Source organism: Pedobacter zeaxanthinifaciens, from assembly GCF_003313335.1.
GTDB lineage: Bacteria > Bacteroidota > Bacteroidia > Sphingobacteriales > Sphingobacteriaceae > Pedobacter > Pedobacter zeaxanthinifaciens.
Genome location: NZ_QMHP01000003.1, coordinates 120,217 through 144,530, shown reverse-complemented (window position 1 = coordinate 144,530; position 24,314 = coordinate 120,217). Strand labels below are relative to the sequence as shown.

The following is a 24,314-nucleotide window of genomic DNA, read 5'->3' as shown; positions in this document are numbered from 1 at the left end:
TAGCCACTTTGGGCTATATTAATCTTTTTTTGAAAAAAACTAAATTACCACTAGGGGTTTTAGCAACTACGTTTGTCTTAGCAATACAACTAAACAAACAAAATGTCAGCAACGCCCGATATACTTGAATTAATTGCAAAGTATTTGGATGATCCAAATAATGCTTTGTACAAATCTCAAGTAGATATTTATAGGTCTCAATCATCGAAAAATGAAGCACTATTTAAAGAAATGGAGCGCATTTGGTTGTTATCTGGAAAGGCTGCAGCATTAAATTTAGTTGATCAAAATGATGCTATTGCTAAATTTCAACTTAGGATAGCTAATAAAAATCATCGCATAGCTAAGAAAAAAAGCAGCTTCATTCGTTGGGCGGCTGCCGCAGTGGTGTTTTTGGCAGTTGCTACATCAATTTATCTTTTTACCAATAAAGATATTTTAGCGAATATTGGCAAACGTGAGTATGCTTCTGATGCACTTCCAGGTGGAAATAAGGCGATATTAGTACTTGCTAATGGTAAGCGGATATCATTAACTGATGTAAACAATGGCGATATCGTGGAAGAGGCCGGTTTATCAATTACTAAAACCTCGGACGGGCAGTTAGTTTATACCGTTAAAAATTCATCTTCAGATAGCAATCAAGAACAAGCTTTTAACACCATAGAAACCCCAAAAGGAGGCATGTGGCAGGTTAAATTGCCTGACGGCTCTGCTGTTTGGCTAAATGCGGCTTCATCGTTAACTTATCCACTGGCATTTTCTAATGGTAAAAATAGAATGGTGGAACTGAAAGGGGAAGCCTATTTTGAAATTGCAAAAGATCCTTTACATCCGTTTGTAGTTAAAACTAGCAAGCAGGATGTTCAAGTGCTAGGAACACACTTCAATATTAATTCCTACTCCGATGAAATGACGGTTAAAACTACCCTGCTTGAAGGTAGCGTTTTAGTGAGTCCAAGCCAAGGCATTGCCGAGCCGCTAGTATTAAAACCGGGTGAACAAGCTGTACTAACAACGGCTGGTATTGATGTACGTGAGGTTGATACTGATGAAGCAATAGACTGGAAAAATGGCTATTTCATGTTTAATAATGAAAAGCAAGAAAGCATTATGAGGAAGATTGCAAGATGGTACAACGTTAAGGTAACTTATGCTGACGCTGAAGCTAGAGCAGTGACCTATTATGGAAGTATTAGCCGTTTTGAAAATGTTTCAAAAGTGCTTAGAAAATTTGAGCAAACCGGTGAAGTAAGATTTGAAATCAATAACGATCAAATTACCGTTTACAAAGAAGATAAAGATTAGGTTCTGACCAAACCAATAAGAAAATAAACAAACAACTAACCCAAACAAATTATAATTATGAAGAGAAATTTCCCCACTTAATCCCAGCTGATAACATACAAAAAAAGAGGTGCTCGCAACACCCCTTTTTAATGTATCTGTTTCCAAAATTCCTAACATATTAGCTTATCCTTAGGAATCAATTATCGAATTAACCGCGTACCGCATCTGAGTTTTCTGATGCAAAATCGCTTATTAAAAAACAGACTATCAAATGTATAGAAATTATACCAAAATTCTATGTAGGCATTTTGGCTACGTACCAAAATTATTACTTGTCATGAAATTAGTTACGGTGATATTACTTGCGTCCTTTCTTCAAGTGAGTGCTGCCTCTTTCGGCCAATCAGTAACTATCAAGGAAAAAAGAGTAACGCTTGAGAAAATTATTAAGGAAATCAAAAGACAGGCAGGTTACGATGTGCTATTATCTACCAATAAGATGAAAAGCAATACGGTAGTAGAAGCCGGCTTTAATAGTGTTCCGGTTGAAACAGTGATGGATAAAATCCTGTCTGGAAAAGATTTAACCTACACCATTGAAGACAAAACCATTTTAATTAAACCAAAAGAAAAATCTATCATTGATAAAATAGTAGATTATTTTGCCGCTGTAAAGATTACAGGTGTGGTAAGAGATAAAAAGGATGGCTTGCCAATGCCGGGTGTTTCGGTTACCATTAAGGGAACTAATACTACTGTAATCACCAATGAAAAAGGTGAATATCAAATTACAGCACCTGAAGACGCTGTGCTAGTATATAGATTTATTGGTTATAAGACCACTGAAGTTGCAGTTAACGGTAAATCAAGAGTGGACATTTCTATTGAAGAAGATGCTTCGCAGTTAAAGGAAGTAAATATTATTTCTACGGGTTATCAAAACTTAGATAGAAAATTATTTACAGGTTCTTCTACCAGAGTTAAGGCTGAAGATGCACAGCGTAATGGTGTACCTGATATCAGTAGAATGCTAGAAGGACAGGTAGCCGGTGTATCTGTTCAGAATGTTTCAGGTACTTTTGGTGCTGCTCCTAAAATTAGAGTTCGTGGCGCTACTTCTATATCTGGTGATAATAAGCCACTTTGGGTAGTTGACGGTATTATTTTGGAGGATGTAGTTAACATTTCTAACGAAGCACTTTCAACAGGTGACGCAAATACCTTAATCGGCTCTTCTGTAGCTGGTTTAAATCCAGACGATATTGAATCCTTTAATATCTTAAAAGATGCTGCAGCAACAGCAATGTATGGTGCTAGAGCGATGAACGGTGTTATCGTTGTGACCACCAAAAAAGGTAGAAAGTCTGACGGAGCGCAACGTATTAGCTATACAAGTAATTTTACTACGTATTTGAAACCTAATTATAACCAGTTTGATGTGCTCAACTCTGCAGATCAGATGTCGGTAATGATGGAGATGTTAAATAAGGGATACTTTCAACATACTTCTGCATCTAGAGGATCAGATGGAGGGCCTTTTTATAAAATGTATAACGCATTATATAATTACAATCCTACTACTGATACTTACGAATTAAAAAATACAGCAATTGATCGTGCCCAATTTTTAAACAGATATGCGAATGCTAATACGGATTGGTTTGATATTTTATTCAAAAATTCATTATTGCAAGAGCATTCGGTAAGCTTTTCATCTGGAACGGAAAAATTCCAAACCTATGCTTCAACCTCATATTTACACGATAGTGGACAAACTCTTGGTAATAATGTAGATCGTTTTACTGCTAATTTGAGATCTAATTTCAAATTAAGTGAGAAATTAAGTGGCGAGTTCATCATTAATGGGTCAATTAGAGATCAAAGTGCTCCGGGTACATTAACACGTACTTCTGACCCAGTTTATGGAACTTTTTCTAGAAACTTCGATATCAATCCATACTCTTATGCATTGAACACAAGTAGAGCAATGACTGCTTATAACGAAGATGGAAGCTTAGAGTATTTCAATAGAAATTATGCTCCGTTTAATATTTTGAATGAATTAGAAAACAACTACTTAAAGCTGGGACAAATCGATCTTAAAGTGCAGGCTGGATTGAAGTATAAAATGATTCCATCATTAACTTATTCGGTTGACGGTGCGTATAGATATGCCAAAACAGATCGTCAACACTATATTAAAGAACGTTCTAATATGGCTATGGCGTTTAGAGCGGCACAGGATGCAACAATAGTTGGGGACAATCCATTCCTGTATACTAATCCGGATGACTTGACAAAGCTTCCGGTAGTAATTTTACCAGAAGGAGGGTTTTATAATGTTACTTATGATAATCTAAAGAACTATTATTTCAGACAAAACTTAGAGTTTGATAAGACCATTAACAAAGACCATCGTCTGAATGCATTTGGTTCAATGGAGGTAAGGTACATTGATCGCCAGAATTCAAAATTTGACGGTGTTGGTTACCAGTATGACAATGGCGGAATTGTTAATGCTAATTATCTTTATTTTAAGAAAGCACAAGAATCTAACGCTCCTTACTTTGGAATGGGTTACGGTTACGACCGTTTTACTGCCTTCGCTTTAAGAGCTGCCTATGCTTATAAAGATAAGTATAGCGTTAATGGAACAGTACGTTATGATGGATCAAATTTAATGGGTTCGAGCAGTACAGCTAGATGGTTGCCAACATGGAATTTATCCGCCGCTTGGAATATTGATCAGGAAAGCTTTTGGCCTCAAAATTCAATAGTCTCGTCTGCTAGAATTAGGGGTACTTACGGTTTGGTAGCTAACATAGGTAATGCAAATAACTCGGCAGCATTATTTTATAATCGATTAAGCAGAAGGCCTTACGAGAATGAAAAAGAGACACTAACGTATATTTCAAGCTTGGCTAACTCTGAGTTAACCTGGGAGAAGCTTAAAGAAGCTAACTTAGGTATTGATTTGACTTTGTTAAAAGACAGGGTAAATCTAACTGTCGACCTTTATCAAAGAAATATATTTGATTTGATTGGTGACATTAGAACTTCTGGTATTGGTGGCGAGTATACCAAAACTGCCAACTACGGAAAAATGAAGGCCAAAGGTATTGAATTTACTTTAGGTGGTAACGCTATAGCAAGTGCAGATTTAAAATGGAGGACTCAATTCAATTTTGCTTATAATAAAAATGAGATTACCAATCTTCAAAATACACCTAGAATCTTAGATTTAGTAAGCGATAATGGCGGCTCTATAGTAGGCTATCCGAGAGGAAGTCTGTTCTCGCTACAGTTTGCTGGCCTTGATCACAATTATGGTTATCCGTATTTCATTGATGAGAGTGGTAGAAAAAATACATATGTAAACTTACAAAGTACTAAAGTAGCAAACTTGAAATATGAAGGTCCAATCGATCCGAAATTGACTGGAGGTTTTTACAACCAATTTCGATATAAACAATTTAGTGTGTCAGCATTATTTACATTTGCCACGGGTAATTACGTTAGATTAGCTCAGGAGTTCTCTGCTAACTACCCTGATATCTACTCAATGACAAAGTCGATGTTGAATAGATGGATCCAGCCAGGTGACGAGGCATTTACTTCGGTTCCAGCTATTTTAGATCCCTACACGGCTTCACGTTTAGTTACCGATGCTTCAGGTGCTACAGTTTCTGCTGTTTATCCTTATAATATGTATAATTTCTCTTCTGAACGTGTAGCAAAAGGTGATTTTATTAGGTTTAAACAAATTTCGTTGACATACGACATTCCTAAGAAATTTACATCCAAACTCAGTTTGGCTAATGCATCTGTATCATTTGTAGGTAACAATATTGCGTTGTTATATTCTGATAAAAAATTGAATGGTCAAGATCCAGAATTTTTTGGAAACGGTGGGGTGGCTCTACCTATCCCTAAACAATACACATTATCATTAAAGGTTGGATTTTAATAAATACGTTTATGAAAATTTTTAAATTAAGATATTTAGCACTCGCTACCGTAGTATTTTTATCATCATGCGATAAATATTTAGATACTGCGCCCGATAACAGAACGGAAATTAATTCTGTGGAGAAGGTAGCTCAATTAGTAGCAACCGCCTATCCTGAAGGAGATTATTACACTTTTGCAGAAGCGGCTTCAGATAATGCTGAAGATAAAGGTTCTGGTGTTGGAACACTTTCAGATGTTTCGCAAAGGCCATATTACTGGCAAGATGTACAAGGTGCCGATAGAGGTAGCCCTTCAAATTACTGGAATAAATGTTACGAAGCAATTGCAGCTGCTAACCAAGCTTTGGAAGCAATTGACAACAATAATTTCGGGAATGCTGTACTACCTTACAAAGGAGAAGCTTTAGTAGCTAGAGCTTATGCACACTTTATGTTGGTTACTTTTTATTCTAAAGCTTATGTAATTGGAAGTGCGAACAGTTCTCCTGGCATACCTTATGTTACAGAACCCGAAACAACTGTAATTAAAAGTTATGATAGAAGTACTGTAGCTGCAACTTACGAGAAAATTGAAAAGGATTTAGTTGAAGGTATGAAGTTACTGTCTGCTTCGGCTTATAAAGTGCCAAAATATCACTTCACACCAGCGGCTGCAAATGCCTTTGCTGCTCGTTTTTATTTGTTTAAAGGAGAGTGGCAAAAAGTAATTGACCATGCCTCTGCTATTTCTACGGATAGTTTTGCTAACATTATACGTCCTATCAATAGTACGCTATATGATATGAGTTCTGCCGACTTTAATGCTGCTTTTTCAAGATCAGATCAAAAATATAACTTACTTTTGATCAACTTATATGCAAGTTACCAAAGGTTAACTTCACCAAGATATGGCTATGGTGCTAATTTAGTAAAAATGTTTGCTGTAGGTTCAAATATTACTGGTAAAGCCTTTGCAAATAAAATACTTTATTATGCAGTTCCAAACTATACTACTTACAAGCATAAAGAGTATTTTTATGTAACTAATCAGGTTTCTAATATTGGGATCACTTATTTGATGTCGCCTGCATTAACTACAGATGAGGCTTTGTTAAATCGTGCAGAAGCATACGCACAATTAGGACAATTTGATAAAGCTTTAGCAGATGTAAATACAGCTTTAGCAGCATATGTGAGGGGGTATACTAACGCTGATGCGGCAACTTTAACTAAAGTAGCTTCGTTTTATGGTATATCTGACCCTAAGGAAGGTGTAATCAAATTAATTTTAGAGACTAAAAAAGCACAATTTTTACAAGAGGGTTTGAGATGGTTGGATATTTTGCGTACTCGTATGACAGTTAAGCATAATGTTTACGATTCGCAGGGTAACGAAACCTTTATTGAGCTTACAGCTGACGATAATAGACGTGTTTTCCAAATCCCTGAAGAGGCAAAGCTGTCGGGTGTCCCTCTAAATCCTAGATAAAAATATTAATATCATGAAAAGAAATTTAAAACAAACAATTGTTGTAGTCGTTCTTTTGCTATCTGCAATATCTTGTAAAAAAGAGGATAATGTATCGATAGATTTACGACAATATGTAGATAATCCTGTTTCAAATACAGCGTTAGATGCGTGGATTAAAACTACTTTCCTTGATCCCTATAATATGGATGTAATTTATCGTTACAGCGATTATTACAAAGATAATGATAAGGTAGTAAGCCCTGCCGACCCAGCTAAAGTACAACCTCAAATGCAAACGGTGTTAGAAGGGTTCATCAATCCTTACAAAACTGTTGCAGGTACTACATTTATTAAAAAAATGCTGCCTAAAGAGTGGGTTTTATTTGGTTCTGGAGCTTATCAAACAGATGGGACGATGATTTTAGCCACTGCTTCAGCTGGAAGAAGGGTCACAATTTATGACATCAACAACTTCAATGTTAATAATCCTGACGGAGTTACTAGAAAGTTAAGAACAATCCATCATGAATTTACTCATATTTTAAATCAGCTAGTAGCGATGCCTACTGATTTCCAAACTATTACGAAATCAACTTATAATGCTACTTGGAATACCGTGTTGGATGCAACTGCACGTGATAATGGATATGTTTCGCCTTACGCATCTAGTCAGCCGGGCGAAGATTTTGCGGAGACAGTGTCGCACTTATTAGTTTTAGGGCAAGCTTGGTTCGATGCCAGAGCAAATGCCTCTACAGCAGTAGGTAAAGCTGCATTGAAGGCGAAAGAAGCGAGCGTGGTACAGTACTTTACAATTAATTTAGGCGTGGATTTTAGAGCTCTACAAAGAGAAGTTCAAAATGTGGTAAGAAATACCTATAAATTGCCTTCTGCAAGTTTCGGCTATTGGATGGGACAAAACTTGTTCAAAACCATGACTATAAATTTGGAAGATCCGCTTTACACCGCAAACCCGATGTCGACAGATTTTAGTAATGCATATAATAGTTTTAAAGCAACGATTTTAGCCTATAGTGCAACCGCAAAGTACCATTTAGATTACCTGCAGTTTAGATTTGAATCAACTACGGCTTTAACTGTCAGAGGTGCTTTCACAGCGGCAGCAGGTGGTACGCAATTCTTTGCAGATTATACTTTTTCATATACGATTAATCCGACTACTGGTGCAGTAACTTTTACAAAGGTTGCGCAAGCTGGAACGACTGGAAGTTATGCTAATGCAGCATTATTTACTGCTGGTTTTACAAGCTCAATCCAAGCTTATCTAACTGGTAAAACTTTTATTGCAGATTGGATGCCTAAAACCATAGATAATACCAATTTTAACAATTTTGGCGGAATGTATGTGAGTGGCACACCAACAAATTACTTCTTTGGTTCACTAGGTCAAATTCTTTAGGATATGAAAAAACTAATTTATTTAATATTTACTTGCTTGGGTTTGGCAAGTTGTACAAAGGATTCCTTTGTTTCTAATTTCGATGAAAAGCCCGAAGAAAGAATGTCTGAGTCGATCGCCTTGGTAAAAAATCAGCTTACATCTTCCGCTAACGGTTGGGTTGCTACATTACCTACAAATGCGGGGGGAGGCTATAGCTTTTACATGAAATTTGGTACTAACGAAGATCTAACAATGTTCGGGGATTTAAATGCGGCAACCGCTACAACGTCTTTGAAATCTACTTACAGGGTCAAAGCAGGATTAGGCGCAAATTTAATCTTCGATACCTATAGTTATTTAGCGATGTTGACTGATCCTAATTCTACTGTTTTCGGTGGAGTTCAAGGTACTGGTTATAAAAGTGATGTAGAATTTACTTATGTTCGCTCAACTACTGATAGTATATTTTTCGTAGGTAAAAGTTACCGTCAGCCTTTAGCTATGGTAAAAGCTACAGCAGCTCAAAAAACAGCCTACGAGGCAGGCGAGCTTAAAAATAGTGCTGATAAGTTAACTGCCTTTTTTGCAAACACTAAAAACCCATATATCGAAATAGGTACTGGAGCCAATCTATTAAAAGTGGTGGTTAGTACTAATTTTACTAATGTTCTGGCTAGCGGTAAGAGAATTGAGTTATCAGCGCTTAAAGATAATGTGGTTATCAGCTCTAAAGGTAAGTTTGGTATAGGCATAGATGGTTTCATGATTACCGCCGGTGGTTTGACTTTCGAAGGAATTACTTTTGTTAAGGCGGCTTGGAAAGATGCCACAACCTTGGCATTATATGATTCTAATAATAAAGAATACATTATCAAGTCGAACCCGGTTCCAATTATCCCCCTTTACCTATCGTTTGGTTTCCAAAGTACATTTCCTTACAAAAGAATATCTATTTCAAGTACTGGATTGCCTGCCGGCGTAACATCTGGTTTTACAGCAGTTTATAACCAAATGCTAAGTTTATTTGCTACAAGTGGACGTAGTGTAACCTCTACTAACTTTATTCTTAAATCAAATTCGGTATTTACAGTTGAAGTAAATTATTTGTCTGGTACAACAGCATTTGTTGCCTCAGCAGATTATAACTATACTAAAGTTGGCGATATAATTACGTTAGATAATAATCCGATAGGTAATGTTAACTGGCCTACACGAGCAGTTCAAATTAAACCTTTAGCGGACTATATGCTTACAGGTCCTTTTAAAATTGACTGGGTAAGCAGTACAAATCCAAGCGTAGGTACGCTAGGAGGGTTATATCGTACAAATGATTTAACATCTTTTATATACGGTTCATTATTGTAACTGATGAAGGCCATTACTTAAATGTAATGGCTTTCATTTTATGGGTTTAAAACTGATGCTAACTCAAATATTAAGCTGTTTGGGTTTAAACACCAGTAGATATCTTTTTTTGGAATTGGAAAGGGAGATAAGTTATTGCCGTTTTCATAGGCGGAAGTAACGATATAGTTGATTGATTCCTTATAGACATGCTAAATCCGATACTATTTCCAAATTAAACACTTCATTGTAGGTTAGACAATAAAATAGGTTAACGCTCTTCTTAAGCAGCTTGGTCCTCAACCAAGCCAGGCTGCTTATTGCCTAAAAAAAAACCAATTTTCAACCACCAAAACCTAAACATTATGAAAAAACTTTTACTTTTAATTTTTTCCATAGGCGTAAGCGTTAGCGCAATGGCACAATTGGTAGGAGGAAACACCTATCTCATTAATGGCACTGACAATGGTACTGTTTCGTTTGCCTCTCTTCGTTCCGCAATTTCATATATGCAAGCCAATGGCGTAAGTGGTACGGGTAAGGTAATATTGGAGTTCGCATCTCCCTATGATCCAACCATAGTGGATGCACCAGCAGCGGGAGCTACGAAGATTACAATACCTGCCATAAGCGGTACGTCGTCAACACTGGGAATAACTATTAGACCAGCAGTCGGATTTTCAACTGTACTGTCGGCAAATGTTGATGCAAATGGTTTACTGGAATTAGACGGAACAAATTATATAACTATAGATGGACGACAGGGAGGGATAGGCTCCATTGGTTTGACTATTGAAAATACGAATGCATTAACAACTGCAGGTACTGCTGCGGTCAAGTTTATAAATGATTCCCATCATAACACTTTGACATACACAATATTGAAATGTGGGACGACTAATAATTCAAATACTGCTGGGGTAGTTTACTTCGCTACTGCTGTAGGTAGTGGTAACTCTTACAATGTCGTTTCTTATAATGAGATAACGAGTTTGACGGCAGCAGGAAGAGTTTCTTATGGAGTGCTAAGCGCAGGAACTGCTGCACAACCAAATACAAATAACTCTATACTTAATAATAATATTTCCAATTTTACCTTCAGGGCGATTAACCTTTTAACAGGTACTGGGGGTAATTGGGTAATTAATGGCAATAGCCTTTATAGTACAGTCTCTATTACGGGTACAACAATGTACGGCATATATGTCTCAGCAAATACTGCTTCCGATATGACTGTCAATGACAATTATATTGGAGGATCTGCTCCTAAATGCGGTGGTGCTCCAGTTACAATTTGGAGCCTAAATGCCATTTATCTTTTGTCTGGAGCCGGCACGCATCTAATACAAAATAATACGATATCAAATATATCGGCGAGTTATACTTATTCTACTGCCCCTACTGGAACTGCACTTGCTCATAGTTGCATTTATGTGAGTGCTACAGGTTTTATTAATGTATTAGGAAACCACATAGGTTCTCAATCAAGCCAAGATAATATTGTTTTAGCTATTAGAAATACATCAACTGTAGAGCAGACTCTGCTTTTCTATGGTATCTACGTTGCGGGATCTGGGGCTACGGCAATGATAAAAGACAATGATTTTGGTGGTATAACTTTAAATCCTTTGGGTACAGCTGCCGCTAGATATGACGGTTACTATATTAACTCTGGATCTACTATTAGCTCAATGGTTGCAGAAAATAATATTGTTGGAGGAAACATCGCTAACAGTATCAGAACCACTGGCACAGCCAGGCCAGTTTGGCAACTCGGTATACTTACGTCTATTCCTGGTGCTTCAGCTAAAGGCAATATTATTCGAAATATATCTTCAAATAGTACCGCAAACGGAATAGCAGGTATCTACTCTAGCGCTACTTCCGGTAGTCTAACGGTATTAAATAATAAAATATATGCTTTAAAAAATATAGCTGCTAGTGGCGGACCGATTTATGGAGTATTGTTGGCTGGTAGTTCAAGTACCGCAAATTTTACTATTGACAATAACTTTATCTCTTTAGAAAATGCAAATGTAGCTACAGAAATAGTAAATGGTATTAGAAAAAGCGGAGGAACTGGAAATATTGATTTTCGTTTTAATACTATCCATATCGGAGGAAGCGGTTCAACCGCAAATCAGGCAATCTTTACGGCTTCCAGTGGAAATTACAACGTAAGAAATAATATTTTTAGTAATACCTATACTGCTGGTGGTTTTAACACAGGTAGTGCAGGAACTTGGAACACAAATTTCAATCTATACATCTACCCATCAGCTACCACTGCCGATGCCAATTCACAAGCATTCAACTACGGCGATGCTGGAAAACCTGCAAGTGCCGCAGTATTTTTTGCTGATTCATCGTCACCGTATTATATGTCGGTACAATCCACTTTTGATAGTTATTTTAAATTGAAGGGCACACCTATTGCAGGTATTACTACTGACATTGGAGGTAATTTGCGAAATGTAACAACTCCTTCGCTAGGTGCATATGAGGCAAACACGACTACGTTACTCCCAGTTAACATCAAAACATTTAATGCTAAACTAAATAACGGAAAAGTTAATTTAACCTGGACTGTTGGTACTGAAACTAATGTAAATCATTATGAAGTGGAACGCTCTGCCAATGGAAAAGATTTTATAAAAGTAGCAACAGTAACGGCGTTAGGAGCTGCTAATTATAGTGCTTCAGATGCTAGTCCTTTAATTGGAATAAATTATTATCGTTTAAAAGGTGTAGATAATGATGGAACACTAAGTTTGTTCGATGAATTAAGAAGTGTGAAATTAACCACTTTAGAAAATAGTAATGTGGTAGTATATCCTAATCCTTTAGCGGGCAATACCATCAATGTCAGTTTGTCAAATTATGCAGGTGGTGACTATAAGTACAAGTTGCTTGATGCTATAGGCAAAGTTGTACAACAAGGCACTATCAATAACAATGGTTCCGAAACCAGTGCAATTACAGTTTCAAACTCGTTAAATAAAGGCATTTATTTGTTGCAGTTGGTTGCTGGAGATCAAGTAATACAGTCAAAGCTAGTAAAGCGCTAGTTAATTTTAGTAGAACCGTCGTATCACAATTTTGGTACGGCGGTTTTTCATCCATAAAATCTAAACACATCGTCAATGAAATTACATTTAGCAAGGCAAATAGCTTTTTGTTTGATATGCCTATTAAGCATTCCTGCAATGATAGTTGCTCAGGAAACAAAGGAAACCTCAACCAACAAGGAATTTTTAAAGCAGAACAGTGTTGAACAGGCAAAAATCTATAAAAAGAAACGACAGAAAGCGCTTGACTTAGCTAAAAAGAAAGGGTGGACTACCTATCAAATTACAAAACAAGGTAAAGTAATCAACCTAGTAGATATTGATGATTTAGGCTATCCAATTTACGATGCTACCGAAAATGAAGTTGCCGCAGGCACTACTAGAGCAAACAAGCTATACAACGGCGGCGGTTTGGGATTAAATTTAAATGGAAGCACAATACCTAATAATAAAGTTGCGGTATGGGATGGCGGTGCTGTATTAGCTACACATCAGGAGTTTAGTAGTGGCAGAGTGGTATTAGTAGATAATGTAGCTACATCCTCACACGCCACTCACGTTGCAGGAACCATTGCTGCTTCGGGCGTTTATGCGCCTGCTAAGGGAATGGCTTATGGCCTGCCACAACTATTGTCTTATGATTTCAATAACGATAATGCTGAAATTTCGGCTATTGCTGCTAATTTGTTGTTATCAAACCATTCGTACGGTGTGGTAGCTGGCTGGTCGCAAAATAGCGATCAGGGCAATAGATGGGAATTTTACGGACGTTCCGGCGAAAATGAAGATTATAAATTTGGTTATTACGACAGCAAATCACAAGCTTGGGACAATATCGCAGTTAATGCACCCTATTACTTGCTAGTAAAATCTGGAGGAAACTATCGCAATAATAACGGCCCGGCAGTTGGGAGCACCTACTACAGATATAACTCTAGCAATGTAATGGTTAATGCTGGTACTCGTCCGTCTGGTATCAGTAGCAATGATGGATATGATATTATAGGTTCCTACGCTGGAGCGAAAAATATCCTTACGGTTGGTGCGGTAAACGGATTAAAATACGGTGCGGTATCTCCTTCTGATATCGTTATATCGTCTTTTAGCGCATGGGGTCCCACAGATGATGGAAGGATTAAGCCAGATTTGGTTGCGGATGGAGTAAATTTAACTTCTTCTACCAACTCAGGCAACAGCAGTTACGCAACTTCCTCTGGCACCTCCATGGCTGCACCAAATGCAACTGGAACATTGGTTCTTTTGCAAGAATTATATTATCAAAAAAATAACGCTTATTTGAAATCAGCTACGCTAAAAGGATTGGCTATTAGCACTACAAGTGAGGCAGGTTCGGCATTAGGGCCGGATTATGTTTTTGGCTGGGGACTATTGAACGCCGAGAAAGCGGCTAAAGCAATTTTAGATAAGGGAACAAAAAGCATCATCAGCGAGCAAACACTTGCTCAAGGACAAACATACACAACAAATGTTGTAGCTTCTGGAGATGGTCCTTTAATAGCAACAATTTCATGGACAGACCCAGCCGCTACACCGGTAGCTACATCAACAGCATTAAACAACCCAGCTTTGAGGTTGATAAACGATTTAGATATTAGAGTAAGTGATGGCACTACCTATCTGCCCTGGGTACTGGATCCGGCAAATCCATCTGCAGCTGCAACTACAGGCGATAATTACCGTGATAACGTGGAGCAGGTTTACATTGATGGCGCTGTGCCAGGTAAAAGCTATACCATTACGGTTACGCATAAAAATTCTCTTCAAGGTGGTAGTCAGGCATTTTCGTTAATAGTTACTGGTGTTGGAGGTACGCTATACTGTGCTTCTAATCCTACTTCCAATGCTGATTCGAAAATTACTAATTTTCAACTATCCAATATTAATCATACACCAGTTACTGGCTGTACTACTTACTCAGATTTCACCTCACAAACCATCCAATTAGAGCGATCAAAAAGCTATAATTTAAGTCTAACAGCAGGTACTTGTGGTGTAGATCAAAGTAAGATTGCAAAAGTATTTATCGATTGGAATTGTGATGGAGATTTCGATGATGCTGGCGAGCTTGTAGCTACTTCATCAGTTATTGCTGCTAACGGCACTTTTTCAACCACTATCGCTGTGCCTTCTGACGTTAAAGTTGACAATTTTACCCGTTTAAGAGTTGTACTAGCGGAAACTGCTACAGCTGCGGATGTACTGGCATGTGGAACCTACAACAAGGGAGAAACTCAGGACTATCGCGTAAAATTCAATGAGGCGGCAATTAATGTTGGGATTACCGAAATAGTAGACCCGTCAAATTCGGATGTTTCTGGAAATGGAAAGTCAGTTAGGCTGTCCATAAAAAATTACGGATACAATTCTTCAACTTCAATCCCGGTAAATGTTGTTGTAAAAAATGGAGCAACTACTGTGGCCACATTTAATGAAGTCTATAATGGAATAGTGCCTGCGGGTGGCGTGGTTACATTTTTGATGCAGGGAACTTTTAATGCAGCATCAAACACAAATTATACCATTGAAGCTAAAACGGCTTTAACTGGCGACTTAATTACTTCCGACGATCAGGCGGTGAAGTCTGTTACTTTTTCAGCTGCTTCCGCAATTGCCAATGCAAGTGCATATTACACGGATGTTGCGGGAACCTACTATTTAAAATCCTCTTCAGCTAATGGAACGCTTTTCTGGCATGCTGCATCGTCGTCTACCTCGCCATTTGCAAATGGGAGCTCAGTTACCACTACTACAGTGCCGGTTTCAAATAATACTTTTTATGTTTCTGCAAATGATTACCTAAGTAATTTTAGTCCGCCAACAAAGGCTTCGTTTGGCTCGTCTGGAAGCTATGGACAAGCTCCTTACCGATATTACTACAATACAACAGCGCCGGCGCTCATAGAAAGCGCTCGCTTATACATTGGATATCCGGGTGCAGTAACCTTTAGTGTTTATGATGTTAATACCGGGATCAAAGTTTCTGGCACAACAATTAGCGTAACTAATACGCGTAACCCTGCCGACCCCTCTACTTCAGCAACCAATATTACAGCTGATGCAGGACAAGTTTACAATGTAGATATTCGTTTTCCTTATGCCGGGTCATTTTATTTAACGGCTGAGTTTAATAATGGTGCTACACTTTTTCGAAATAATAGTACAAATAATGCCTACACTTATCCGATGGCTGATAATAGTGGAATTTTATCTCTAGTATCACACACTGGTAGTACAACCATTAACAGCTTCTATTATTTTTTATATGATATTAAAGCTAAGCCAATAGGGGAAACCATTGTCAAAGTGGCCGTTCCGTTATCGAATTTAACCATCATCCAGCAAGGTAATTTGCTAGCTTCTCCAATTGCAGATGGAAACCAATGGTATTTAAATGGTAACGCTATTATTGGGGCTAACCAAGCTACATTTCAACCTACTCAAACTGGAAACTATACCGTAAAAGTAACGTTGCCAAGTAGTTTAACAATTACATCGCAGGTATATGCATTAACAAGCTTGCCTGTAGTGGTTAAAAGTTTTACAGCAAGTAAATCTAACAACGGCGTGGCTTTAAAATGGAGTACCGCAAGTGAAATTAACAATAAAGAATTTTTAGTGCAGCGCTCTGCTGATCGGTCATCTTTTCAAACCATCGGTAAAGTAGTTCCTGTTCCGTCTGGAAATTATTCCTTTATGGATAACAGCCCAATTGTAGGAGCTAATTATTATCAGCTTTTGCAGGTAGACAATGATGGTAGAAGCACAGAAATAGGGCCAGTAGTAGTTAACTATGACTTGGAAAATGATGGTATTTTGTTGTTTGAAAATCCTGTGAAGGATCATTTTAAGATCAAACTCACCAAATCGATTAGTCCTGATTTGTATCAACTCACAATCAATGAAGTTAGTGGCAAAAAAGTTAAGAACTCGGTGGTGAATGCGCTAGAATTAACTTTAGGTCATGAAATCAATGTATCTCAACTTAAGCCTGGAAATTACTTCGTAGAGTTGATAAATGTTAGTACTGGCTCGAGGCTTGGCGTTGTGAAGTTCACAAAACAGTAAATTAACGACTGTACAAAAAAAATCTAAAACTTATCTGAAAAGTAAATATAAGTATGAAGAAAACACTAACATTTCAAGTAGCCGCGTTTACTATTTATTTAATTAATCATTTCATTAAATTTTTCGTAACTCAAAATAATAGTCAGACCTTGAAAATAGGTTTTGGTATATTTTTGCTTTTAATCCTATCAGTTTTTATTTGGGATTATCGAATCAATTTTAAAAAGCAATCGAGATTTAAGATATCAGCATTTTTGTTTTTATTCTACGGAATTGTTGCATGGTTAGCCGACGGATTTTATTATATCGCTATACTCAATGTAATAATTTTTGCGGGTTTTTATCTTTACAACAAAAAATTGGAATTGGTTTCAAATATCGATGGATGAAGTTAAGCCATTATTGAAAGGCGCCACAATATGGTTGTAATAAGATTATTTACGTAGAAATGAATTAGTTTCAATAAATTTTACGCTAAATTTGAAACATGAAAAAAGTATCAGCTATATTACTTTTCGTTTTAACGCTTATGCTAACACAACCTGAGGCGAATGCCCAGTGCGCTATGTGTACAGCTAACGCCGAGATGGGTGTGAAAAATGGCAATACGCAAACTAAGGGCTTAAACTCAGGTGTGATTTATCTATTGGCCATTCCTTTTCTGTTAGTGAGTACTGTAGGTGTAGTTTGGTATAGGAACTATCGAGCTAAATAATCCACTAACTTAAATTAACGCAAAAATGAAAAATCAAGCGCTATCAAAAAAGATGTTTTTGGCCAGTATTGGCCTATCAGTTTATTTTACTTTAGCATTTACTGGTTTAGTTGCAAAATTAGATTTTGCCATCATCGGGGCAATTTATGAGCTAATCACCATCCCGCTTATTTTAATGGTAGTTGCCTTGTTTGCCTTTGCTACATTTCAACTTTTAGTAAAGAAAAAGGCTGACTTTTATAACGTTGCATCTAGTGTGCTTACCATGTCAATTATAGTATTGATGTTTGTGATACAATAGTGGCGCATAAAAAAGGTAACTGATAGGACGTAACTCCTTAACATTGTTGAAGGCATTGCTGTAAATGTCTTAAACCCGTTAAAAAACTTTAAATTTTCCTAAAGCACCTATTAAATTGCTACATTAGTGGCAATTCAATAGGTTTTTTAATATGCTAGAAAAAACAACTTTCGACTTTATAAGGGAACTAGTAGATAATAACAATAGAGATTGGTTTGCTCAAAATAAGCCGCGATACGAGGAAGCTAAGCTTGATATTTATAGGCTGATTCGTCCGCTTATTAAAGAACTAGCTGCAATTGATCCGCAATTTTCTGCTGATACAGATCCCAAAAAATGTTTAATGCGCATTTATAGGGATATTCGTTTCAGTCCTAATAAAGCCCCTTACAAAAAAAACTACGGAATTGCTTTTGATGTGAAAGGTTATGGGCCAAGTACCCCTGCCTACTATTTGCATTTGGAACCGGGCAATTGCTTTTTTGGCGTAGGTTTTTGGATGCCCGAAAGTGCAGTGTTGAAAAAAATAAGGGAAGAAATAGACTACAGTGGCGATGAGTTTCTTGAGGTCATCAATGCCAAATCTTTCAAGAAAATTTATGCCCTAAGTACCGAGGATACTTTGAAAAAGGCACCTAAGGGTTACGATACAGATCATCCGATGATTGATTACTTAAAGCTGAAAAGTTTCATTGCCGTTTATCCGTTGAAAGAAGAAGAGTTCTATAAAAATGATATCGTTGATAAGTTGATAAATGCTTTTAAGCATATTCAGCCTTTCGTTTTATTTTTGCGCAAAGCGGTTGATCAGTAAATTATAAACTGGCGTAATGTAAAAATACCATCGTTTTACGTTAGTTTAAACAAGTAAAAACAGATAATAAAAATGAAAAAACTAAACCTTTTAATGGCGCTCTTTTTGTTGATGGCAACCTTAAGCTCATGCGTGGTACTATCTACAAAAAAATATAAATCGCTTTTAGCTAAGCAAGATTCCCTAAATACTGGTTGGAACGATGCTCAAAATCAAAATGAAAGTTTAGAGCAGCGCATTAAACGTTTACGAGCTGATACTGCTCTGCTCAATAAACAACTGGCCGATTTGAAAGATCGCTATACGGATTTAGATGCAAACTATGCCAAATTGCGTAACAATAGTTCTTCGGAGATCAACAAACTTACAGGCGATTTGGCTAAACGCGAACAACGCCTAAAAGAAGTGGAGGAAGTGCTGCGCAAGCGTGACGAAGCTACCAATCAGTTGAGGGCAAAGCTACAGGAAGCGTTATTAGGCTTCACCAAAAGTGGCTTAACGGTTGAAGTTAAAAATGGTAAGGTATACGTTTCACTTACCGATAAATTATTATTTCCGTCTGGAAGTATCATTATTGATGAAAATGGAAAGAAGGCCTTAACTCAACTTGCGGAGGTATTGAAACAACAACCCGATATCAATATTGCGGTAGAGGGGCACACCGATTCGCAGCGAATCAATAACTTAGGTCAAATTAAAGACAACTGGGATTTAAGCGTGTTGCGTTCTACATCTGTTGTGCGTTTCCTAACCGACGAGCAGAAAGTAGAAAGTGTGCGTATGACCGCAACTGGTAAGGGACAATTTCAGCCTCTGGCAGATAATGCCACCGCAGAAGGAAGAAGCAAAAACAGAAGAATTGAGATTGTATTATCGCCTAAATTGGATGAGCTTTACAACTTAATTAAACAGTAAGCATAAAAAAGCGTTAAGCCACAGATGCACAGATTAAATTTGTGTATCTGTGGCTTTTTTTATTTAAAATGGCGATTTAAAAGAGGCAAAATCACCTAGGACTAAATCTTTCTCTGATAGGATAAATTCGCTGGCATCCAAATACGAAGCCCATTCGATATTTAGCGTAGGATCATTCCAAATCACTCCAATTTCCGATGCCTTGTCGTAATAGTTGGTTACCTTGTAGGTGAAAATTGTATCGTTTTCTAAGGTTAAAAAGCCATGTAAAAAACCAGGTGGAACCCAAAGCTGCTTATGGTTGTCGCCGCTAAGTTCAATGCCAAAATGTTGCCCAAAGGTTGGCGAATTTTTTCTGATATCAACTGCAAAATCAATCACCTTGCCCTGTATTACCCTAACTAATTTACCCTGAGCAAAAGGTTCCGCTTGTGCGTGCAGTCCCCTAAGTGCTCCTTTTTGCGAAAAAGATTGGTTGTCCTGTACAAAACTTACTGCAATACCTGCCTCGTCAAAAGCTTTCTGACTAAAGCTTTCGTAAAAATAGCCCCTACTGTCTTTCCAAACTTTTGGTTCAAAAATTAGTAAATCCTTTATGGGCGTTTCAATAATTGTCATATTTGATGATAAGATTTTTTAATTGATGATGATTAACTAGCCCACAAATTCCATCAGTGTGCTAAAAGTGACTAGTTTTTTTGGATACCTGTTGTACATTTCTGCAATGAAGGCTTGCTCATGCAAATCTAAAAATCGCTGATGCGAAGCTTCATTTTCCGCTATAAACTGAACACAATAGCTCAGCCCCTCGTTTGGAGAATCCTTAATTTGCAGAAAACGATGGGAAACAAAACAATCCGTATCCATCAGTCGTGGAATATGAGATTGCTTCATCCATGCTAAGAAATCCGCTGCTGAATTTTCCTCAATAATCACTGTAACATTAAATAACAACATGGTGCAAAGATACCATTAAGTGCCTAAATTATCGCCACGGATGGTACGGTATCTTTTTCTTGCCTCGGCATTTAAAATGCTGCCTGGAAAATCGGTGATTAAACGCTGATACAGTTTCTTCGCTTCCTCCATATTGTTCAGCTTGTTTTCGTAAAGATCTGCCAAAGTAAATATGGCATCGTCAATCCAAATACTGCTGGAGTGGTCTGCTATTAAACTTTTTAAGCTAGTTTCTGCCTTTTGAAAATCCGTGTTTTTGATGAAGATTTTGGCTTTAGCCATTAAAATATCGTCGGTAAGGCTGTTTTTTGGATAAACAATGTCGATGCTATCGAGTTTTTTGAGTGCTGCGGTGCTATTGTTGGTAAACTGCAATAGTTCTGCATCTGCGTACATCATTAAAGCCAAACTGTCGTTTTTGCTCTGTAAGTTATCGGATATTAGCAGACTTAAATTGAGCGCATCATTTGCAATCAGTTGCGAAGTAGATGCTTTCAACACATCGGCCTGCGATTTAGCGTACTTAAAATTCCCCTGATAGAACGACAGTCTCGCCGAACGAAAACGAGCATCGCTAGCAATGGGTAAATTGTCAAATTGTTTGGCCACCTGTTCATACACTAAAATTGCTTCCCAAGGTTCTTTATTCAGCACATAAATATCGCCTAAGTCAATTTTTAGCTCGCCAATTTCTGCTGCGGGTAAATTACTTGCTTTTAAAGCCTGTTCCAATGTTTTTTCGGCAGCTGGCAGGTCGTTAAGATGATAGGCCTGCAAGTACGAAAGCTTTTTTAAAGCAAAAACTGTTTGGTTGTTAATGCCATACTGCGTTACAATTTGAGCAGATTCCTCCGCCAGTGCTTTCATTGCCAACCGGTCAATTTTTCCCTGCACCGCAAGCTCGTACTTAGCGTTAATCAGCTGGATTTTCGCTGGTAAAAACAATTCGTTTGTTGGCCCTTTAGCCACGATATATTCGTAGGCTTTTATTGCAGTAGCAAATGCATTGTTAGCCAAAAGGCTATTGGCTGTGTTAAACAATAACATTCCAGCATTATTGGTGCGCTTGTCCTGAGCAATAAGTTGTCTGAGCGCCATCTCGTAATCCTTCTGTTGGATATACTGCCAAATCAAAAGCTCGGTAAAAATTTCTACATCAGGTTGTTTCTGCAGTTTTTTGAGCAGGGCAGCCTGTAGCAACATATAGTCACTGTTATCTTCAAACAAAGTAGCCAATACACTTTGCGCTTGTGGCAACAATTGCGGATTAACAGGCAAGGTATTCAGGTATTCACTAATCAAAGCCTGTTTATCCTTTTTAAACCTATAAATACTCAATAATTCAAAAGTGAAAAGTAGCTCGTCACCTAAGGCTTTTCTGCCTTGTAAAAAGGTATTGGCGGCCATGTCGTAGGCCTCTATCCTATAAAATGAATTTGCCAGCTCTCGATATTGAAATTCATTTTTCGGCGCATTTTGTATGGCCGTGTAGTAAATTTTATTGGCTTCGGCAGCCTTGCCGTTTTCTTGATAAATGCGGCCTAGTGCTACCTGATAATTTAATTTTTGAGGATATTGTTTAATAAGTTTCTTCACTAGGTTCTCTGCTTCGCCATATTTTTTAATTTTTAGGAGCGAAGTGAAGTATAGGTCGAAATAGCCATCGTTTTTGCTGCGATTAAATAATTTTTCCAATAATGTAGCCGCTTTTTCATACTCTGCCTGTTGAAAATATTGATAAGCCAAAGCCTCATCAACATTATCCTGTGCTTTTATTATGTTAAAGCCGAAGCAAAAAAGTAAAATGAATAACAGGTACTTCATTCAAAAATCATCAATATATAAAAGTATAAAAAGCGTCAAACATCTAAAGGAATGCGCTCTGCTAAAAATAGGTTTTTTTACCACTATTATTTTGCAAAACTTAAATTAAGCGTGCTGGCAAACTGTATTTTAAATGTTACGCGATGTTATTTTACTTAAACGCCAATTTTTATTTTATTTGATATATTACAATTTAAATTGTTGCGCTTGCCGCGATGCTAAAGTAACAATATTAGTGTTATTGAACTTAAGGGACTTGGTGTTATGTAACTTTGTGCTATGATGATTGCCGTGAAGAAATATGTATGGTTATTGGTGGTGGTAGTGCTTTTTGCCTGCAATCAAACAAAAAAGGTGAGGGAAATTCCTGTAAACGACTTTTTTAAAACGCAGGATAGGGCACTTTATCGGTTATCGCCAAATGGCAAATACTTGTCGTACCTTACATTAAAGGATAAAAAACAGCATTTGATAGTGGAAGATTTAGAGCAAGGAAAAATCACCGAAGTTTCTAAATTAGAAGAGCGCAATATCAACTTTTATGCTTGGGTAAGTAATGATGAAATTATTTACTACAAAGAAAAGGAAGGGAGTAGGTTTCAAACAGATTTGTATATCGTTAACAAAAATGGAACTGGCGAGCGGCTATTAAATGCAGACGAAAAAAGCAAAGTAAGACTATTGGAAGATCAGCTCATTGATGACAAATTCCTTTTAGTATCGAGTAATAAAAGAGATTCTACGGTATTTGATGTTTACAAACTGAATGTGCGTAACGGGCAAATGATCATTGCCGCTAAAAACCCAGGGAATTTTACAGATTGGCTAACCGATAGCAAGGGCAGTTTACGGATGGCTATCTCAACAGATGGGGTAAACGAGTCGCTTTGGTACAGGGAAAATGAAGCTGTTCCTTTCAAAAAAATCATTACCAATAACTTTAAAACTACGCTTTGGCCGGTTGCCTTTTCGGAAACGCAACCCAATATTATTTATGCAATTTCTAACGTAAATAGAGATAAAACAGCTTTAGTGGAGATAGATTGTGCCAGCGGTAAGGAAAAAAATGTACTTTTTGCTAACGACACCTTAAATGTTACGGAGGCCCAGTATTCTAAGCGTAGAGCTAAAATGGATTTTGTAGTTTACGAAACTTGGAAAAAGGAAAAGCACTACCTTAACGATGAGGCTAAGGGAATTTTTGAAAACTTGGAAAAGTTAATTCCTGATGCGGAATCCAAAATCATCCATCATGATAAAAAAGAGCAACATTTTATTGTAAGAACTTTTACTGATCGTAGTCCGGGAGCTTACTACCTATATTACGCTGAAAATAATTTCCTTAAAAAACTAAGCGACATCAATCCATTAATTAATGAAAAGGAAATGTGTGAAATGAAGCCAATTAGCTACGTTACCGCAGATAGCCTTAAAATTAACGGATACCTTACCTTGCCGCAGGGAGTGGATGCTAAAAACCTGCCTGTAGTGGTGATGCCACACAATGGTCCTGGACAGCGCAATAGCTGGGGCTTTAATGCTGATGTACAGTTTTTGGCCAACAGAGGCTACGCGGTTTTGCAGGTAAACTACCGCGGTTCAACTGGCTACGGAAAAGAATTTTACGCCGCAGGCTTTAAGCAATGGGGTCAAAAAATACAACAGGATGTTGATGCAGGTGTGCAGTGGTTAATTGATCAAAAAATTGCCGATCCGCAGCGTGTGGCTATTTATGGTTATGGTTTTGGCGGATTGGTTGCCATTAACAGTGCCATTGCGAAACCTAATATGTACAAGTGTGCGGGTTCAAGTGCAGGGGTGCTCAATCTGTTCAGTTACCTCAAAACAATCCCGCCGTTTTTAACAGCCAACTTGCAAATGTTTTACGAAATTGTGGGGAATCCTGATAAAGATGCAGAGTATATGCGTCAAGCGTCGCCTGTGTTTCATGCCAATAAAGTAAAAATCCCGATTTTTATTACGCAAAACTCTAAGGATCCACGTATCAATGGAAACGACGCCGTACAGTTTGTAAAAGAACTTAGGAAACAGAACCTCACAGTAACTTATTTAGAAAAAGAAGAAAGCAGAACAGCTTTAAATAGGGAAGAAGCGAGAAAGAAATCATACGCTGCGCTTGAACTATTTTTGCAAGATAATTTAAGAAAGCGCTAAAT

15 protein-coding genes are annotated in these 24,314 nt (G+C 37.5%); 12 read left to right on the top strand and 3 right to left on the bottom strand.

The features are described 5' to 3' along the window. Nucleotides 1-102: 102 nt before the first annotated feature. The 11 genes from DUT68_RS05525 to DUT68_RS05470 all read left to right on the top strand — a co-directional run bounded on the left by DUT68_RS05525 (nt 103) and on the right by DUT68_RS05470 (nt 19,356). Nucleotides 103-1,308: a FecR family protein gene (locus tag DUT68_RS05525; RefSeq protein WP_113636555.1), complete on the top strand. Its 1,206-nt coding sequence runs from the start codon at nt 103-105 to the stop codon at nt 1,306-1,308. 319 nt (nt 1,309-1,627) lie between these two features. Next, entirely contained in the window at nt 1,628-5,257 is a 3,630-nt protein-coding gene (locus tag DUT68_RS05520; protein WP_113636553.1) for a SusC/RagA family TonB-linked outer membrane protein, read from the top strand. Between the two features lie 11 nt (nt 5,258-5,268). Next, on the top strand, nt 5,269-6,729 hold the full coding sequence (locus DUT68_RS05515; RefSeq protein ID WP_113636551.1) for a RagB/SusD family nutrient uptake outer membrane protein: 1,461 nt from the start codon (nt 5,269-5,271) through the stop codon (nt 6,727-6,729). Nucleotides 6,730-6,742: 13 nt separating this feature from the next. Further along, nucleotides 6,743-8,131, top strand: coding sequence for a substrate import-associated zinc metallohydrolase lipoprotein (locus tag DUT68_RS05510; RefSeq protein ID WP_113636549.1), 1,389 nt, complete (start codon nt 6,743-6,745; stop codon nt 8,129-8,131). A 3-nt stretch (nt 8,132-8,134) separates the two neighbouring features. Further along, complete coding sequence (locus DUT68_RS05505) at nt 8,135-9,478, top strand: DUF4302 domain-containing protein (RefSeq protein WP_113636547.1); 1,344 nt, start codon at nt 8,135-8,137, stop codon at nt 9,476-9,478. Between the two features lie 344 nt (nt 9,479-9,822). Next, the gene (locus tag DUT68_RS05500; protein WP_113636546.1) at nt 9,823-12,525 is read left to right on the top strand and encodes a beta strand repeat-containing protein; all 2,703 of its coding nucleotides are present in this window, start codon (nt 9,823-9,825) and stop codon (nt 12,523-12,525) included. A gap of 75 nt (nt 12,526-12,600) precedes the next feature. Further along, nucleotides 12,601-16,611 carry a S8 family serine peptidase gene (locus DUT68_RS05495; protein ID WP_113636544.1) on the top strand — a complete coding sequence of 1,337 codons (4,011 nt, stop codon included), beginning with the start codon at nt 12,601-12,603 and terminating at the stop codon, nt 16,609-16,611. Nucleotides 16,612-17,098: 487 nt separating this feature from the next. Continuing rightward, nucleotides 17,099-17,326 (top strand): hypothetical protein, encoded by a 228-nt coding sequence (locus DUT68_RS05485; RefSeq protein WP_113636540.1) that lies wholly within the window; start codon nt 17,099-17,101, stop codon nt 17,324-17,326. Nucleotides 17,327-17,351: 25 nt separating this feature from the next. Beyond that, nucleotides 17,352-17,627, top strand: a complete 276-nt coding sequence (locus tag DUT68_RS05480) for a hypothetical protein (RefSeq protein WP_113636538.1) — start codon at nt 17,352-17,354, stop codon at nt 17,625-17,627. Nucleotides 17,628-17,778: 151 nt separating this feature from the next. Further along, the gene (locus DUT68_RS05475; RefSeq protein ID WP_113636537.1) at nt 17,779-18,441 is read left to right on the top strand and encodes a DUF2461 domain-containing protein; all 663 of its coding nucleotides are present in this window, start codon (nt 17,779-17,781) and stop codon (nt 18,439-18,441) included. Nucleotides 18,442-18,513: 72 nt separating this feature from the next. Continuing rightward, nucleotides 18,514-19,356 (top strand): OmpA/MotB family protein, encoded by an 843-nt coding sequence (locus DUT68_RS05470; protein WP_113636535.1) that lies wholly within the window; start codon nt 18,514-18,516, stop codon nt 19,354-19,356. Nucleotides 19,357-19,419: 63 nt separating this feature from the next. On the opposite strand, the gene rfbC is transcribed toward DUT68_RS05470, so the two are convergent. Genes rfbC through DUT68_RS05455 form a run of 3 tightly spaced genes read right to left on the bottom strand, consistent with a single transcriptional unit; the run spans nt 19,420 to nt 22,137 of the window. Beyond that, on the bottom strand, nt 19,420-19,974 hold the full coding sequence (gene rfbC / locus DUT68_RS05465; protein WP_113636533.1) for a dTDP-4-dehydrorhamnose 3,5-epimerase: 555 nt from the start codon (nt 19,972-19,974) through the stop codon (nt 19,420-19,422). Nucleotides 19,975-20,010: 36 nt separating this feature from the next. Next, nucleotides 20,011-20,313 (bottom strand): DUF4286 family protein, encoded by a 303-nt coding sequence (locus DUT68_RS05460; RefSeq protein WP_113636531.1) that lies wholly within the window; start codon nt 20,311-20,313, stop codon nt 20,011-20,013. Nucleotides 20,314-20,328: 15 nt separating this feature from the next. Then, nucleotides 20,329-22,137, bottom strand: coding sequence for a tetratricopeptide repeat protein (locus DUT68_RS05455; protein ID WP_113636529.1), 1,809 nt, complete (start codon nt 22,135-22,137; stop codon nt 20,329-20,331). Nucleotides 22,138-22,416: 279 nt separating this feature from the next. On the opposite strand from DUT68_RS05455, the gene DUT68_RS05450 reads away from it, so the two are divergent. Continuing rightward, nucleotides 22,417-24,312: a S9 family peptidase gene (locus DUT68_RS05450; RefSeq protein ID WP_237088266.1), complete on the top strand. Its 1,896-nt coding sequence runs from the start codon at nt 22,417-22,419 to the stop codon at nt 24,310-24,312. Nucleotides 24,313-24,314: the final 2 nt, after the last annotated feature.